This window comes from Mesorhizobium sp., from assembly GCF_004963255.1.
Lineage (GTDB): Bacteria > Pseudomonadota > Alphaproteobacteria > Rhizobiales > Rhizobiaceae > Mesorhizobium.
Window position 1 is genome coordinate 42,841 of the sequence record NZ_SUGA01000007.1, and the last position, 16,862, is coordinate 59,702.

The following is a 16,862-nucleotide window of genomic DNA, read 5'->3' on the forward strand; positions in this document are numbered from 1 at the left end:
GAGATGAAAGCCGCATGCGCTGGCATCGCTCTGCAATGGGCGAACATTAAGCCGCCGAATGGTGCAATCCTCGGCTAGAGTTCATCCGCCGAGTTTGGAGTTGGGTCGCGCTAGTGCCGCGCTTGTGATTGGTCCTATCTTATCATCGTGCGCCATGATGGCCCAAGGTCAATCGTGACCCGGGATCATCTAGAGTCATGCCACAGGACGACCCCATTCGAATTTCCCAGTTTTGGGATAAGAACCCATTGTTAATGCCATGGATGGAGCAATTCCTACCGGTAGATCGGATGTGGCAAGATTGTTTTGCCACGGTTATGGGTATTTTTTTTATTACTTGTATAGGTATGGTGGCTCTATATCTCTTGCTCCCGCAAAACGTAGTGACGGGGATACTATGCGTATTGCCCGGTGGCTACATTTTGGGGAGATTTAATGCTAGAATGGCACGTGCCCAGCGCAAATTCTTTCAAGCCAAGAGAGACGAGCGAAGAAACGGCAACGCTAACATTGCCGCTTGAAACGCGAGCGGCTCACCTTGCGGAGGGCGGCCGTGTTTCAGCCTCCGGGTCTGTCAAATATATAATCGCCCCCCTTGGCGGGGTTCAAACCGTGAACAAAATCTGGCATGGTGCCTGCCATGCCCATCGTTTCCCCGATTCCCCTCAATCCTTTGATCGACGGCCGCCAGTCGGAGCGCGCCATGCTGGTGCGGCGCGGCGTGCAGCGTCTGCTCCGCGAAATGGGCGCGCATGTGCTGCCGGAGCTGTCTTTGGCCACCGGCCGGCGCGCCGATCTCGTCGCGCTGACCAGGCAGGGTGACATCTGGATCATCGAGATCAAATCCTCGATCGAGGATTTTAGGGTCGACCGCAAATGGCCGGACTACCGACTGCATTCCGACCGCTTCTTCTTCGCCACCCATCCCGGCGTTCCGCAGGATATCTTTCCCGAGGAATGCGGCTTCATCCTTTCCGACGGCTATGGCGCGGAGATCCTGCGCGATGCGCCGGAGCACCGCATGGCGGCCGCGACGCGCAAGGCGCTGATGCTGCGGATCGCGCGGGCGGGCGCAGCGCGGCTCTTGGCGGCTGAGCTTGCGGGCGTTGCAGTGCCGGCGCTGGATGGCGAGAGCGAGTAGAGCCGTTCTCGCTCTGCTTTCGGCTAGGGGATGCACACAGCTTCTGTGACTGGCGCGACTGATCGGGCCGAGGCTTGATTGCCATGTGGTTCCCCCAATCCGTCGCTGCTTCGCAGCGCCACCTTTCCCCCCTCCGGAGGGAAAGGAAGGGAGCGTTGCTGGACGAGCGTTGGCAGCAAAAAGCTTGGCGCCTTTCCTCTACCCCGTCGATCGGGGGAGAGGTGGCTCGGCGAAGCCGAGACGGAGTGGGGGTCGACCAGCGCCGCCTTCGCGGGGCGAGGACATGGCGTTGCCGCCTGCCCTACTCCAGTTCTTCTTCATTCACCGCCGGCCGCAGGCGCCGTCAGCAGCACGGCGGCGCCCAGCAGCGCGGCAACCAGCGAGCCGGCGAGGATGCCGACCTTCACCGCGTCTTGCAGCGCCGGGTCGCTGGCGAAGGCGAGCAGGCCGATGAACAGGCTCATGGTGAAGCCGATGCCGCACAGCAGCGAAATGCCCAGCATATGCAACCAGCCGGCATTGACCGGCAGGTCGGCGAGGCCGAAGCGGATGGCCAGCGCCGAGGAGCCGAAGACGCCGACCAGCTTGCCGAGAACAAGGCCGGCGGCGACGCCGAGCGTCAGCGGCTCGACAAGGGCCGCAAAGCTTAAGCCGCCGAGCGACACGCCGGCATTGGCGAAGCCGAAGATCGGGATCACGAGGAAGGGCACGAGCTTGTGCAGGCCGTGCTCCAGCCGGTGCAGCGGCGAATGTTCTGTATCGTGGCTGATGCCGGGAGACCGCCCCAGCGGGATGGTGAGCGCCAGCGCGACGCCGGCCAGCGTGGCATGCACGCCCGACTTCAGCACCAGCACCCACAGCAGCGCGCCAAGCAGCAGATAGGGCCAGAGCGTCATGGCCCGCATGCGGTTGAGCACGACCAGCAGGGCAATGACGGCGAAGGCAGCGCCGAGATAAGCGAGCGACAGGCCGCTGGTGTAGAACAGCGCGATGATGATGACGGCGCCGAGATCGTCGATGATGGCCAAAGCGGTGAGGAAGACCTTCAGCGAGGCCGGCACGCGGCTGCCGAGCAGTGAGAGCACGCCGAGCGCGAAGGCGATGTCGGTGGCGGTGGGGATCGCCCAGCCGGAAAGCGCCGGCTGATTGTCGCGGTTGATCAGGACATAGACCAGCGCCGGCACCACCATGCCGCCGGCGGCGGCGATGCCGGGCAGCACGCGGCGCGGCCAGGTCGAGAGCTGCCCGTCCAGCATCTCGCGCTTGATCTCCAGCCCGACCAGCAGGAAGAACAACGCCATCAGCCCGTCATTGATCCAGTGCGAGACGCTGAGCGGCCCGAGATAAGCGTGGAGCACGGCGAAATAGGTTTCGGCCAAGGGCGAGTTGGCAACGATCAGCGCCAAACCCGCAGCCACCATCAGGATGATGCCGCCCGCGGCCTCGCCGTCGAGGAATTCGCGCAGGATCGATTTCGGCCGCTCGTCTCGCATGATCCCTCTCCTGACTCGGCTTAACTTATCGGCCGGGAGTCTGTATTCCAATGATGCGCAGCGTCAGTGGGGATGCAAGGCTTACAAGTTACCCGGCAGCGCATGCTTCGAAAGTTGGCTGAAACGCGCGTCACTTCGTCATCCACGGGCGGAGCGGGAGCGAAGCGACGCAGCGCAGACCCGAGGATCCATTCCGTTACCCAAGCCGTAGAGTGCGGCGGCGCAGAATTCTGCATCGTTGCGGCGCGTCGACGTCACGGAATGGATCCTCGGGTCTCCGCGTCCGCTTCGCTCCCGCTCCGCCCGTGGATGACGAACGTCCGCCTAACGCGGCGCCCGCTTGGCGAGAATCCGCTGCAGCGTGCGGCGATGCATGTTCAGCCGGCGCGCCGTCTCCGAGACGTTGCGGTCGCACATTTCGTAGACGCGCTGGATGTGCTCCCAGCGCACGCGGTCGGCCGACATCGGGTTTTCCGGCGGCGCGGCACGTTCGCCGGAGGTGCGGGTGAGCGCGGCGAAGACGTCGTCGGCATCGGCGGGCTTGGAAAGATAGTCGATGGCGCCGAGCTTTACCGCCGTCACCGCGGTGGCGATGTTGCCGTAGCCGGTGAGGATGATGGCGCGGGCGTCGTCGCGCTTTTCGCGGATGGCTGCAACGACATCGAGGCCGTTGCCGTCGCCGAGACGCATGTCGACCACCGCATAGGCCGGCGGATGGGCGCGCGCCTTGGCGACAGCCTCTTCGACGCTTTCCGCCGTCTCGACCACGAAGCCCCTGGTTTCCATGGCCCGGGCGAGCCGGGTGAGAAAGGGCTTGTCGTCCTCGACGATGAGCAGCGAGGTGTCCTCGCCCTCAACCATTGCGCCAGCCGTCTCGTCTCCGCTCATCTTATCGGCACCCTATTGACCAAAAGCGCTACCCGTCGAAACGAATTCCGGAGAAGGCGCTCGAAGTCCATGTTTTTCGGGCATGCCGCTTTTCCAGACACAATTTTGGGCGACATGCTTCACTTTTACGCAGATACAGTCCCGCAAGAGCAATGTCCAATTTTTAGAGCCGGCAACAGAGCTGCCATGCGGTAATTGCAAGGTCTACGCACCATCCAGCCAAGGTTACGCATTGTCGAACATGGTGGCAGAAGCCTGATCCTGGTTGAGGAAGACGCCACGCGGCCAGACGACCTGCACCACCGCGCCTTCGCCGAGGCCGCTCGAATTGCGGAAATCGATGCTCGCGCCGGAACGCTCCAGCAAGGTCTTGGCGATGAACAGCCCGAGCCCCAGGCCGCCGCCGGCCTCGGTGCCCTGGCGCGTCGACATATAGGGCTCGCCGATGCGGTCGATGATCTCGGCCGGGAAGCCCGGCCCGTCGTCGGTGATGGAGAAGGTGACCGTCTCATTGTCCCAGCTCCAGCTGACGGTGACCGACTTGCGGGCGAAGTCGACGGCGTTCTCGACCAGGTTGCCGAGCCCGTAGATGACGCCGGGGTTGCGCTGCCCGACCGGCTCCGGGCCGATGCGCTCGCCGGGCCGCAGCCGGATCGAGATGCCGAAATCGCGATGCGGCGCCGTCACTTCCTCGATCAGCGAGGTGAGCGGCATGCGCGACAGATGCGCTTCGCCTTCCGAGGACAGGCTGGTCAGGCGCTTCAGGATCTCGCGGCAGCGTTCGCTCTGCGAGCGCAGGAGCTTGACGTCCTCGCCGTATTTCGGGTCCTTGCCGAGCGCTTTTTCCATCTCCTTGGCGACGACGGTGATGGTGGCCAGCGGCGTGCCGAGCTCATGCGCGGCGGCGGCAGCCAGACCGTCCAGCGCCGAAAGATGCTGCTCGCGCTGCAGCACCAGCTCGGTGGCGGCCAAAGCGTTGGCGAGCAGGCGCGCTTCCGCCGCGACGCGGAAGGCATAGATGGCGGTGAAGGCGATCGAGGCGAAGACCGCCATCCACATGCCGGCGACATAGATGAAGGGCATCGGCAATGGCGCGTCTTGGTACCAGGGCAGCGGCAGGTGGAAGAACACAAGCAGCGTCGCGGCCACCATGACCAGCGCGCCGAGGATCGCGGTGAACCGCAGCGGCAGCGACGCAGCCGAAATGACAACAGGCACGGAAAGCAGCACCGAGAACGGGTTGGTCAGGCCTCCGGTCATGTAAAGCAAACCGCTGAGCTGCAGGCCGTCGAAGGTCAGGATGGCGAAGGCCGAGAGCGGGGTGAGCCGATGCGCGGCCGGATAGCGGAAGGTGAGCCACAGATTCATCCAGGCCGACAAGGCGATGAGCGCGAAGCACATCGAGACCGGCAGCGGGAATTTCAGCCCATAGGCGACGACAAGCACGGTCAGGCTCTGGCCGACGATGGCCAGCCAGCGCAGGCGGACCAGCGTGTTGAGCCGCAACCGCTGGCTTGGCTGGGAATCGGGCGCGCGCAGGATGTTGATCATGGCCAAGGATTACAGCCGCAGGAGGCGAAACGATAGAGCATCGTCACGTCCCGCGCGGCTTGGCGCGGCTGGTGGCGGTGGCCAGCAGCGGGTTTTCCGGCCAGACATGCTTTGGGTAGCGGCCGCGCATGTCGGTGCGCACATCCGCCCAGGAGCCGCGCCAGAAGCCGGGCAAGTCGCGCGTCGTCTGGATCGGGCGATGCGCCGGCGACAGAAGCTCCAGCGTCAGCGGCACGGTGCCGTTGGCGATGGAAGGATGCCGGTCGAGGCCGAACAACTCCTGCACGCGGATCGAAAGCACCGGCCATTCGCCGTCATAGCGGATCGGGACATGGCTGCCGGACGGCGCGTCGAAATGGGTCGGCGCCAGCGCGTCGACCTTGCGCTGCAACTCGTGCGGGACCAGCGCCATGAGCGCCGACGATAAAGTCGCCGGCTTGATGGCCGCGAAGGAGGCGTCGCCGGCGAGGAACGGCAAGAGCCAGTCGTCGAGGCGCTCGACAAGCGCTTCATCCGAAACGTCGGGCCAGGGCGCGCCGAGGCCGCGATGCAGCCAGCCGAGCCGCCGGCGAAGCGTCTCGGCCTCCTTGCCCCAGTCGAGCAGCGACAGGCCGTGCTCTCTCAGCGCGTCGAGAATGGCGCGGTCGGCATCGGCGCCGGACGGCGCCGGCAGCATGCGTTCGGACAGCGTGATGGCGCCGAGCCTGGCGGTCTCGCGCATGCGCAGGGCGCGGCGCTCGCGGTCGAAGCTCGTCTCGCGCTTCGTCTCGATGCGATTGGCAAGAGCGGCGCGGATATCGGCTTCGCCGACCGGCGCGGCCGCGGCGATGCGGGCGTTCTGCGCCTTGCCTTGCAGGTCGGCGACGACCAGCCAGGTTTCATTCGCCAGCGGATCGGCGGCATCGACCATGGCGCCCGAACCGTTGGCGAGCACGAAGCGGCCGCGCTCGCCGCGCGCCCTCGCCACGCGATCCGGCCAGGCATGGATCAAAAGGGGGCCGGCAGAGGCCGCTTCGCCGCCCTGCCCGCCACCGGCCTGCCTGGCCAAACGCTCGGCGAGCTGCCTGGCGGCATTGGCGCGCGGCGATTTCTCGCCGCGAAACCGGATCAGCCGCCGCTCCAGATCGGCGCTGTCGCCGCCCAGCCCGCGCTCGGTCAAAAGCACGGCAAGCGTCGCCGCTTCGAGCGCGTGGCCGGTCTTCGCCGCTTCGGCCACCATATGCGCCAGCCGCACCGGCAGCGCCAGCTTGCGCATGGCGGCGCCCGCCTCCGTCACCCGGCCTGCCTCATCGAGGGCGTGCAGCGCCTTGAGCAGAACCCTGGCCTCGTTGAGTGCCGGGGCCGGCGGCGGATCGAGGAAGGACAGGCTCGACGGATCGGCGACGCCGAAGGCGGCGCAGTCGAGCAGCAGGCCGGACAGATCGGCCTCGAGGATTTCCGGCGGCGTGAAGGCGGGAAGTGACGCGGTCTGCTCGGCGCGCCACAGGCGCACCGCCACGCCGGCTTGCGTGCGCCCGGCGCGGCCGGCGCGCTGATCGGCCGAGGCCCTGCTGACGCGCACCGTCTCCAGCCTGGTCAAGCCGCTCGCCGGCTCGTAGCGCGGCAGCCGCGACAGGCCGGAATCGATGACGACGCGCACGCCGTCGATGGTGATCGAGGTCTCGGCGATCGAGGTTGCCAGCACCACCTTGCGGCGGGCGGCCGGCGCCGGTTTGATCGCCTGGTCCTGCGCCCGGTTGTCAAGCTGACCGTAGAGCGGAACGATATCGGTGTCGGCCGCAACGTTGCCCTGAAGCCGCTCGGCGGTGCGCTCGATCTCACGCTGTCCGGGCAGGAAGGCGAGCACGCTGCCCTGCTCGGTAGCCAAGGCTGCGCGCACGGCCTTTGCCATAGCGTCCTCGATCGCCGTGCCGGGCGGGCGTTCGTCGTAGCGGATATCGACCGGATAGGCGCGGCCCTCGCTTTCGATCACCGGCGCTTCCGACAAAAGCTTCGCCACGCGCGCGCCGTCGAGCGTCGCCGACATGACCAGCAGACGCAGGTCCGGCCGCAGCGCGCCCTGCACGTCGAGCGCCAGCGCCAGGCCGAAATCGCCGTCGAGCGAGCGCTCATGGAATTCGTCGAAGATCACCGCCGAGACGCCCGGCAGCTCCGGATCGTCGAGGATCATGCGCGAGAGCACGCCTTCGGTGACGACCAGGATTCTTGTCCGCGCCGAGGTCCGGTTCTCCATGCGCATGGCGTAGCCGACCGTGCCGCCCGGCTCCTCGCCGAGCAGTTCAGCCATGCGGCGGGCGGCGGCGCGGGCGGCGAGCCTTCGCGGTTCGAGCAGCACGATCCGGCCCTGCCCCAGCCATGGCGCGTTGAGCAGCGCCAGCGGCACCAGCGTCGTCTTGCCGGCGCCGGGCGGCGCCACCAGCACGGCGCTGCTGCGCCGCGAAAGTGCTTCGCCGAGTGCCGGCAGCACGGCTGTGACCGGAAGCTCCGGCAAGGGTTTCGTCGTCATGTCGCCCGCATATCAGCGGTCGCGGTCGCCATGCAACGTATGCGCTCAAAGCCTGGTGCGCGAAAACGGGTTCCAGCGCACGGTGCCGAGCCTGACCTCTTCACGCACCATCGTCAGCAGGCCGGATGCGCCGACCACCGCCAGGCCGACCAGCGACAGCCAGTCGGGATATTCCTGGAAGAACAGCGCGCCGAGGATGACCGCCCAGACGATCTGCGAATAATGCGTCGGCGCGATGCGGTTCGCGGGCGCGTATTTGACCGCAAGCAATTGCAGCAGCTGCCCGCCGGCGGTGAAGAGGCCCGCCATCATCAGCCAGACCAGTTGCCCGAGATTGGGGAGCGCGAACGAGGTGGCGGCCGCGCCGACGCCGTTGAAGACAAGGCCGTAGCAGACCAGCGCGCCGAGGATCGTCGTGCGCTTTTCCTGCTGGGCGAGCGAGCGCATTAGGATGACGCTGATGGCGGCGAGGAAGGCGTTGGCGAAGGCGGCGAGATGGCCGAGATGCAATTCGCGAAAACCCGGCCGCACCACCAGCATGACGCCGGCAAAGCCGGCGACCACGGCCAGCCACCGCCAGGGACCGACTTTCTCCTTCAGGATCACCGTCGACAGGATGGTGACCAGCAATGGCGCAAGGAAGATCAGCGCGTAGACTTCCGCCAGCGGAATGGTGGTGAAGGCAAAGACGCTGAGCACGCCCGAGGCGATGCCGGCCAGAGCGCGCGCCTGCACCGCCCATGGCCTTTTGGTGCGCCAGAAATCGCGCCAGCGCTCGTCCCCGGGCTTCGTGAAGAACAGGAAGCAGCCGGCAAACAGGGTCGAGAAGAAGCCGATCTCGAAGACGGTGAACTGCCCGCCCAGGCTCTTGATGACGGCGTCGCTGAACGAATAGCTTGCATAGGCGATCAGGGCGAGCAGAATTCCGTTCGGCATGTCATTTCCGGGAGAGAAGACGTGAAGATACTGGCGCTGGGCGCCCATCCCGACGACATCGAGATATTCATGTTCGGTACGCTGGCCGCCTATGCCGCGCAAGGCGCAGAGCTCAATTTTGCGATAGCCACTGATGGTGCCAGGGGCGGTACGGACGACCCGGCGGCGCTCGCCCGCTTGCGGCGCAAGGAAGCGGCCAAGGCGGCAGGGCTGCTCGGCGTCGAGCCGCGCTTCCTCGACTTTCCCGACGGCGAACTCGTTGCCGATGCCGCGTTCATTGCGGCGCTGAAGGCGCTGATCGGCGAGGTGAAGCCCGACCTCGCCATCACCCATGCGCCCTACGACTATCACGGCGACCACCGCGCCCTGTCCGACGGCGTGCGCATCGCGGCGTCGTTCGCGGTGCCGGTGCTGCATGCCGACACGCTCGGCGGCACCGGTTTTTCACCGACGCATTATGTCGAGATCTCGCAGCATTGGGAGATCAAGGCTGAAGCGATCCGCGCGCACCAGTCGCAAGGTCCCGAGCATTATGTGCACAGGGCGCGCCTCCAGAACGAGTTCCGCGCCGGCCAGTGCAACGGCGCCTCCGGCGCGCTGGCAGAAGCCTTCCGCTTCGAGCCTATTTTCCCCTTCGCCGACATACGCGCGCTGTTGCCGCCGGCGCCGGCGATCCGGCCGGTGACGGCGAGCCCCAGCCCTGCCGCCGGGGCCAGCTGACCGCGGCGGACACAGGTCCGGCGATCATTTCCCAACGATTTCAAGCACCCGTTTCGCCATGCTGCGACGCAGCAACGAATTCGCTTGCGTTGTTTAGTAAAAAGAGCATCACTAAACAAATTACTAAACATCGGCAGCGCATCGCGCTTCGTGGCGACGCATAGCGCGTCTGTTTAGGCCCTCGGAGGAGCGAGGGTTGAGGGGCTCTTGAAACCGTCATCCGGACGCGTTTCGCAAATGGGAGGTAAGGCATGAAATCGACCTTGAAACTGGCGTTGGGACTGGCCTCGGCGATGTTTGCGTCGACAGCCGTCTCGAACGTCGCGCATGCGGAAGACCTGACGCTGTGCTGGGCGGCCTGGGATCCGGCCAACGCGCTCGTGGAACTGTCCAAGGACTTCACCAAGGAAACCGGCATCGGCATGAAGTTCGAGTTCGTGCCGTGGACGAACTACGCCGACCGCTTCCTCAACGAGCTCAACTCGCACGGCAAGCTCTGCGACCTGATCATCGGCGACAGCCAGTGGATCGGCGGCGCCGCGGAGAACGGCCATTACGTCAAGCTGAACGACTTCTTCGACAAGGAGAAGATCAGCATGGACGACTTCGTGCCGGCGACCGTTGTCGGCTATTCCGAATGGCCGAAGAACACGCCGAACTACTGGGCGCTGCCGGCCATGGGCGACGTCGTCGGCTGGACCTATCGCAAGGACTGGTTCTCGCGGCCCGAGCTGCAGAAGGAATTCAAGGAAAAATATGGCTGGGACCTGGCCGCGCCGACCACCTTCGACCAGTTGAAGCAGATCGCGGAGTTCTTCCAGAAGCGTCAGATCGACGGCAAGACCGTCTATGGCGCCTCGATCTACACCGAGCGCGGCTCGGAGGGCATCACCATGGGCGCCATGGACGTGCTCTACAGCTACGGCTTCCAGTATGAGAACCCGAAGAAGCCCTATGAGATGGAAGGCTTCGTCAACTCCGAGAAATCGGTGAAGGGGCTGGAATTCTACAAGGCGCTCTATGACTGCTGCACGCCTCCTGGTTCCTCCAATGCCTACATGGGTGAAGGTGTCGACGCCTTCAAATCCGGACAGGTGGCGATGCATATGAACTTCGCCTTCACCTGGCCCGGCCTGCAGAAGGACGAGAATGTCGGCGGCGACAAGATCGGCTACTTCGTCAATCCGAAGGGACCCGACGGCGACCAGTTCGCTCAGCTCGGCGGCCAGGGCATCTCGGTGGTGTCCTATTCCGACAAGCAGGAATCGGCGCTGAAATACATCAAGTGGTTCGCCAACAAGGACGTGCAGGCCAAGTGGTGGTCGCTCGGCGGCTATTCCTGCCTGAACTCCGTGGTCAAGGACCCGAAGTTCCCGTCCAGCCAGCCCTATGCGCAGGCCTTCCTCGACTCGATGGCGATCGTGAAGGACTTCTGGGCCGAACCGAGCTACGCGCCGCTGCTGCAGGCCTCGCAGAAGCGCTTCCATGACTATGTCGTGGCCGGCCAGGGCTCGGCCAAGGACGCGCTGGACGGTCTCGTCAAGGACTGGACGCAGGTGTTCCAGGACGACGGCAAGATGTAAGGCTCCTCCCGAGCTTGATCGAAGCGTCCCGTGCCGCCCTTGGCACGGGACGCAGTTCAGATAAATTCCATAGCCGAGACTTACCCGTGACCGAAGCAGGACTTACCATGCTCGATCGGACTGCGGACAACGTTGCCCGGGCCACACCGGAGCCGTTGGCCAAGAAGATCCGGGGCATCAGCGACAAGGGCCTCGCCTGGCTGTTCATCTCGCCGACGATCCTTCTGTTGCTTGCCATCAACATCTTCCCGCTGTTCTGGGCGATCTATCTGTCGTTCACCAATTACCGCGCCAACCGCCCCAACGAGGTGGTGAAGAACCTCGGGCTCGCCAATTACCAGCGCATCCTCGGCGACCATGACATCTGGATCGCCATGCAGACGACGGCGCATTTCGTGTTCTGGACGATCCTGCTGCAGACGGTGATCGGCTTCACGCTCGCGTGGCTGATCGACCGCAAGTTCCGCGGCCATGCCTTCTGGACCACAATCATCCTGGTGCCGATGATGCTGTCGCCGGCGGTGGTCGGGAATTTCTGGCGCTTCCTCTACGAACCGCAGATCGGGCTCTTCTCCTATGTCATCTCCTTCGTCACCGGCATCCCTCCGACGAATGTGCAGATGCTGTCCAATGTCGAGCTGGCGCCATGGGCGATCATCATCGTCGACACCTGGATGTGGACGCCTTACGTGATGCTGATCTGCCTCGCCGGCCTGCGCTCGATCCCCGAATACATCTATGAGGCGGCCGAGGTCGACCGCGCCTCCAACTGGCGGCAGTTCTGGTCGATCACGCTGCCGATGGCGCTGCCCTTCATCATGCTGGCGGTGCTGTTCCGCGGCATCGAGAACTTCAAGATGTTCGACATGGTCAACCTCTTGACCGGCGGCGGACCCGGCTCGACCACCGAGGTCGCCTCGATCACGCTGAAGCGGCAGGCCTTCGAGAGCTGGCGCACCGGCTATTCCTCGGCCTTCGCCATCATCCTGTTCGTGGCCGTGTTCGGGCTGGCCAACATCTACGTCAAGGCGCTCAACAAGGTGAAGCAGAGATGAGCCTGACCACCGCCCATTCCGTCGTAGCACCCTCGTCGAACGCGAAGCTGATCGCCGGCACGATCATCATAGCCTATGCGCTGATCTCGATCGTGCCGCTGCTGTGGATCTTCGCCACCAGCTTCAAGACGCCGCCGGATTCGATCGCCTATCCGCCGAAGATCATCTTCCAGCCGAGCATCGAGGGCTATTGCAACCTGTTCACCACGCGCACCCGGCAGACGCCGGAATATATCAACTCGCTCGGGCCGGCGACCGGCTTCTGCGACGAGACCGTGCGCAAGCGCAACATGGTGATCGCCGGGCCGTCGAACTTCCTGCCGCGCTTCGTCAACTCGCTGATCATAGCCTTCGGCTCTACCTTCTGCGCGGTGTTTTTGGGCACGCTCTCGGCCTATGGCTTCTCGCGCTTCAAGGTGCCGCTAGCCGACGACCTGTTGTTCTTCATCCTGTCGACGCGCTTCATGCCGCCGATCGCGGTGGCGATCCCGATCTACCTGATGTATCGCGAGCTCGGCCTCTCCGACACCGCGCTCGGCATGATCCTGCTCTACACAGCGGTCAACGTCTCGCTGGCGGTGTGGTTGCTCAAAGGCTTCATCGACGAAATCCCGCGCGAGTATGAGGAGGCGGCGATGATCGACGGCTATACGCGGCTGCAGGCCTTCTGGCGTACCGTGCTGCCGCAGGCGACCACCGGCATCGCGGCGACCGCCATCTTCTGCCTGATCTTTGCCTGGAACGAATATGCGTTCGCCGCGCTGCTCACTTCCGGCACCGCGCAAACCGCGCCGCCCTTCATCCCGACCATCATCGGCGAGGGCGGCCAGGACTGGCCGGCGGTTGCCGCCGGCACGACCATCTTCCTGGTGCCGATCCTCGTCTTCACCATTCTGCTGCGCAAGCAATTGCTGCGCGGCATCACCTTCGGCGCGGTGCGCAAATGAGCGCGATCCAGATCGCAAAACGCAAATCGCGCTGGCCACGCTGGGCAAGGCGCGGCCTGATGGAAAACATCGCCACGGCGATCATCGCGATCGGCTTCTTGATGCTGTTCCAGCCCTTCGCGCTGTCGCTCTACACCTATTCCTTCATCACCATGCTCGCCGGCACGGTCATGTTCATCATCGTCTCGAAATTCCCGGAATAGAGATGGCCGAAATCCGTGTTCAGAACCTAAGGAAAGCCTTCGGCGCCTTCGTCGCCGTGCAGGATTCCAATTTCGTCGTCGAGGACGGCGAATTCTTCGTCATGCTCGGGCCGTCCGGCTGCGGCAAGACGACGACGCTGCGCATGATCGCCGGCCTCGAACTGCCGACCGGCGGCAAAATCCTGCTCGGCGGCGAGGACGTGACCATGCGCCGGGCGCGCGAGCGCGACATCGCCTTCGTCTTCCAGCTCTTCGCGCTCTACCCGCATATGAATGTGCGCAAGAACATCGGCTTTCCGCTGCTGGCGCAGGGCATGCCGGCCGCCGAAATCCGAAGCCGCGTCGAGGAAACCGCGAAGCTGTTGCGCATCGACCACCTGCTCGACAAATCCGTCTCCGGCCTTGCCGGCGGCGACCGCCAGCGCGTCGCGCTCGGCCGCGCCATCGTGCGGCGGCCGAAATGTTTTCTTATGGACGAGCCGCTGGGGACCCTCGACACCGAGTTCCGCGATCTGATGGTGCATGAGCTGCGCGAGCTGCACAACCGCATCCACGCAACGACCGTCTATGTCACGCATGACCAGATGGAAGCGATGTCGATGGCCGACAAGATCGCGGTGATGAACCACGGCGTCATCGAACAGTTCGGCACACCGCGCGAGATCTACGACCGGCCGGCGACCATGTTCGTCGCCGATTTCATCGGCTCGCCGCCGATGAATTTCCTGAAATTCGGCGGCGGGCTCGCCAAGGGCGCGAAGGAGATCGTCGTTCAGGGCGCCAAGGTTGCGGTGCCGGAAGTGCGCGAGGACGTCGCGCCCGCCGACATGGCGCTCGGCATCCGGCCCGAGCACATCCGCTTCGACGACGGCTCGAAGCTGCGCGGCGCGATCTATGGCACGGAATATCTCGGCACCACGCAGATCGTCGCTGTCGAGACGGCCGATGGCATCATCAAGGCGAGGGTGCCGGCCGGCATCCATCTCAGCCCCGGCGAGCAGGTCGGGCTGACGCTGAGCAGCGCGCGGCTGTCGCTGTTCGAGAAGGGTTCCGGACGCGCGGTAAGGACCGCCATGCATGATCAGGCAGCGGAGGCGCGCCATGGCTGATGTCCGTATCCAGGGCGTGACCAAGAGTTTCGGCGACACCGTCGCGATCAACGATCTCGACCTCACGATCAAGGACGGCGAATTCGTCGTGCTGCTCGGGCCGACCGGCGCCGGCAAGACGACGACGTTGAGGCTGATCGCCGGGCTGGAGCGGCCGGACAGCGGCACGATCCATATCGGCGGTCACGACGCGACAACGCTGTCGCCGGCCGAACGCGACACCGCCTTCGTCTTCCAGCAATATTCGCTCTACCCGCATCTGTCAGTGTTCGACAACCTGGCCTTCCCGCTGCGCTCGCCGGCGCGGCGGTTTCCGGAGGAGGCGGTGCGCCGCCGTGTCGAGGAGGTGGCGCGCATGGTGCGCATCGACCACAAGCTCGACAACCGCTCGACGAAGCTGTCGGGCGGCGAGATGCAGCGCGTCGCCATCGGCCGCGCGCTGGTGCGCAAGCCGGCGATCTACCTGATGGACGAGCCGCTGTCGTCGCTCGACGCCAAGCTGCGCGCCGATCTCCGGCTCGAGCTGAAGCGCATTCAGTCCGAGCTCGGCGCCACCATGCTCTATGTCACGCACGACCAGATCGAGGCGATGACCATGGCCGACCGCATCGGCATCCTCGCCGACGGCGTGCTGGTCCAGATCGGCACGCCGCGCGCAATCTATTCCGAGCCGGCAAACCTGCATGTCGCGGCTCGCCTCGGCCAGCCGGCGATCAACCTCCTGCCGGCCGGGCTCCTGCCCGACGGCGGCGCGCCGGCCGGAACGAAAACGATCGGCGCCCGCACCGAGCATCTGGCGATCGAGAAGGCGATGAACGGTCATGCCGACGGCGTCGTCGACTGGGTCGAGCATCTCGGCGACCAGAACCACCTGCATGTGACGGTGGGGGCGAAGAAGCTGGTGACGCTGACCGATCCAGACACGCCCTTAGCCAAGGGGGACAAGGTGACGATCCGCTACATCGCGCCGCTCTATTTCGGCTCGGACGGGCAGAGATTGATGTAGCGGGGGACTGATGTAGCCGCGACGCCCCATATTTTCGCACACCGATTGACGGCCGCAGATACGGACTGGACGAAATCCATGAAGCACTTTTTCAACCGCAAGGACACGATCGTCACCGAGGCGCTCGACGGCTTCCTCGCCACGGCGGGATCGGGCGCGCTCGCCCGCCTCGACGGCTATCCCGAGATCAAGGTCGTGCTGCGCGCCGACTGGGACAAGACGAAAGTGGCCGTTGTTTCGGGCGGCGGCGCCGGGCATGAACCCTCGCATGCCGGCTTCGTCGGCGCCGGCATGCTGACGGCGGCCGTCTCCGGCGAGATCTTCGCCTCGCCGAGCGTCGAGGCGGTGCTGGCGGCGATCCGCGCCACGACCGGGCCCGCCGGCTGCCTGCTGATCGTCAAGAACTACACCGGCGACCGGCTGAATTTCGGACTGGCGGCGGAGAAGGCGCGTGCCGAAGGTCTCGCGGTCGAGATGGTGATCGTCGCCGACGACATCGCCTTGCCGGACATCGCACAGCCGCGCGGCGTTGCCGGCACGCTGTTCGTGCACAAGATCGCCGGGCACCTGTCGGAATCCGGCCATGACCTGGCATCGGTTGCCGCGGCGGCGCGTGCGGCGGCCAAGGACATCGTTTCGCTCGGCATCTCGCTCTCCTCCTGCTCGATCCCCGGACAGGCGCATGAGGAGCGCTTCGGCGCTGAGGATGGCGAGCTCGGACTCGGCATCCATGGCGAACCCGGCGTCGAGCGCATCGCCCTGGAGGCCGCCAGCAAGCTGGTCGCCATCATGGCGGAACGCCTCGCCGCGCGGCTCGATCCGCACAGCCGCTATGCGCTTTTGATCAACAATCTCGGATCGGTGCCGCCGCTTGAAATGTCGCTGATCGCGAATGCCGTGCTGTCTTCGTCGCTGGCAAAGGCGGTGGCGCTGACGATCGGGCCCGGGCACCTGATGACGGCGCTCAACATGAACGGCTTCTCGCTGTCGCTGATCAAGCTGGATGCGGAACGCGAGAAAGCGCTGCTGGCGCCCGTCGGCCCGCATGCCTGGCTGCCGGCAAAGCCGGTTCGCGCACCGGTCGTGGTGGCGATGGCCAAGCCTGCCAGCGGCACAGCCACGAAGCCCGCCAGCCGCGAGGCGGCCGCCGAGCGGCTGATCAAGGCCGTCTGCCAGAAGCTGATCGCGCTCGAAGAGCCGCTCAACGCGCTCGACGCCAAGGCTGGCGACGGCGACACCGGCTCGACCGTGGCGACCGGGGCTCGCAGCATTCTCGAGCGCATCGATGCGCTGCCGCTTGCCGACAGGGCCGCAACCGCTGCCGCGATCGGCGATGCGCTCGGCACCTCGATGGGCGGTTCCAGCGGCGTGCTGCTGTCGATCTTCTTCACCGCAGCCTCGCAATCGCTCGGCAGCGGCGCCTCGCTCAGCAAGGCCTTGGTCGCCGGTCTCGACCGGATGACCTTCTATGGGGGCGCCAAGGTCGGCGACCGGACCATGGTCGATGCGCTCGAGCCGGCGCTGAAAGCCCTCGACGCTAGCGGCCCGGAAGCGGCCGCCAAGGCGGCGCGGCAGGGCGCCGAGGCGACCGCCGGGATGCAGAAAGCAAAGGCCGGCCGTTCCGCCTATATCGGCAGGCAACTCGACAGCGCCGATCCGGGCGCCTTCGCGGTCGCCGAAGTTTTCGCTGCCGTGGCGGCGCTGTTCGCCCCGGCATGAAGGAC

At 65.3% G+C, this 16,862-nt stretch carries 14 protein-coding genes; 9 read left to right on the forward strand and 5 right to left on the reverse strand.

From position 1 onward, the window contains the following. Positions 1-640 precede the first annotated feature (640 nt). Positions 641-1,141 (forward strand): MmcB family DNA repair protein, encoded by a 501-nt coding sequence (locus E5X34_RS10495; RefSeq protein WP_292074772.1) that lies wholly within the window; start codon positions 641-643, stop codon positions 1,139-1,141. Positions 1,142-1,458: 317 nt separating this feature from the next. Here the strand turns inward: E5X34_RS10495 and nhaA are convergent, their stop codons facing one another. From nhaA to E5X34_RS10520, 5 genes are all read right to left on the reverse strand, one after another. Continuing rightward, on the reverse strand, positions 1,459-2,634 hold the full coding sequence (nhaA, locus tag E5X34_RS10500; RefSeq protein ID WP_292563844.1) for a Na+/H+ antiporter NhaA: 1,176 nt from the start codon (positions 2,632-2,634) through the stop codon (positions 1,459-1,461). A 324-nt stretch (positions 2,635-2,958) separates the two neighbouring features. After that, positions 2,959-3,522 (reverse strand): ActR/PrrA/RegA family redox response regulator transcription factor, encoded by a 564-nt coding sequence (locus E5X34_RS10505; protein WP_108703014.1) that lies wholly within the window; start codon positions 3,520-3,522, stop codon positions 2,959-2,961. 225 nt (positions 3,523-3,747) lie between these two features. After that, positions 3,748-5,073 (reverse strand): ActS/PrrB/RegB family redox-sensitive histidine kinase, encoded by a 1,326-nt coding sequence (locus E5X34_RS10510; RefSeq protein WP_292564179.1) that lies wholly within the window; start codon positions 5,071-5,073, stop codon positions 3,748-3,750. A 43-nt stretch (positions 5,074-5,116) separates the two neighbouring features. Beyond that, the gene (gene hrpB, locus E5X34_RS10515; RefSeq protein WP_292563847.1) at positions 5,117-7,579 is read right to left on the reverse strand and encodes an ATP-dependent helicase HrpB; all 2,463 of its coding nucleotides are present in this window, start codon (positions 7,577-7,579) and stop codon (positions 5,117-5,119) included. Between the two features lie 45 nt (positions 7,580-7,624). Beyond that, entirely contained in the window at positions 7,625-8,515 is an 891-nt protein-coding gene (locus E5X34_RS10520) for a DMT family transporter (protein WP_292563850.1), read from the reverse strand. Between the two features lie 21 nt (positions 8,516-8,536). On the opposite strand from E5X34_RS10520, the gene E5X34_RS10525 reads away from it, so the two are divergent. From E5X34_RS10525 to E5X34_RS10560, 8 genes are all read left to right on the forward strand, one after another. Then, positions 8,537-9,235, forward strand: a complete 699-nt coding sequence (locus E5X34_RS10525) for a PIG-L deacetylase family protein (RefSeq protein WP_292563853.1) — start codon at positions 8,537-8,539, stop codon at positions 9,233-9,235. A gap of 251 nt (positions 9,236-9,486) precedes the next feature. Further along, positions 9,487-10,818 carry an ABC transporter substrate-binding protein gene (locus tag E5X34_RS10530; protein ID WP_042645082.1) on the forward strand — a complete coding sequence of 444 codons (1,332 nt, stop codon included), beginning with the start codon at positions 9,487-9,489 and terminating at the stop codon, positions 10,816-10,818. 107 nt (positions 10,819-10,925) lie between these two features. Continuing rightward, positions 10,926-11,873, forward strand: a complete 948-nt coding sequence (locus tag E5X34_RS10535) for a carbohydrate ABC transporter permease (RefSeq protein WP_126064833.1) — start codon at positions 10,926-10,928, stop codon at positions 11,871-11,873. Continuing rightward, positions 11,870-12,820 carry a carbohydrate ABC transporter permease gene (locus E5X34_RS10540; protein ID WP_027166085.1) on the forward strand — a complete coding sequence of 317 codons (951 nt, stop codon included), beginning with the start codon at positions 11,870-11,872 and terminating at the stop codon, positions 12,818-12,820. The genes E5X34_RS10535 and E5X34_RS10540 overlap by 4 nt, the downstream gene beginning before the upstream one ends. After that, positions 12,817-13,023, forward strand: coding sequence for a hypothetical protein (locus tag E5X34_RS10545; RefSeq protein WP_292563858.1), 207 nt, complete (start codon positions 12,817-12,819; stop codon positions 13,021-13,023). Before E5X34_RS10540 ends, E5X34_RS10545 begins: the two co-directional genes overlap by 4 nt. A 2-nt stretch (positions 13,024-13,025) precedes the next feature. Beyond that, on the forward strand, positions 13,026-14,132 hold the full coding sequence (locus tag E5X34_RS10550; RefSeq protein ID WP_292563860.1) for an ABC transporter ATP-binding protein: 1,107 nt from the start codon (positions 13,026-13,028) through the stop codon (positions 14,130-14,132). Continuing rightward, the gene (locus tag E5X34_RS10555; protein ID WP_292563863.1) at positions 14,125-15,138 is read left to right on the forward strand and encodes an ABC transporter ATP-binding protein; all 1,014 of its coding nucleotides are present in this window, start codon (positions 14,125-14,127) and stop codon (positions 15,136-15,138) included. The genes E5X34_RS10550 and E5X34_RS10555 overlap by 8 nt, the downstream gene beginning before the upstream one ends. A gap of 78 nt (positions 15,139-15,216) precedes the next feature. Further along, entirely contained in the window at positions 15,217-16,857 is a 1,641-nt protein-coding gene (locus E5X34_RS10560) for a dihydroxyacetone kinase subunit DhaK (protein ID WP_292563867.1), read from the forward strand. The last annotated feature ends 5 nt before the right edge of the window (positions 16,858-16,862 follow it).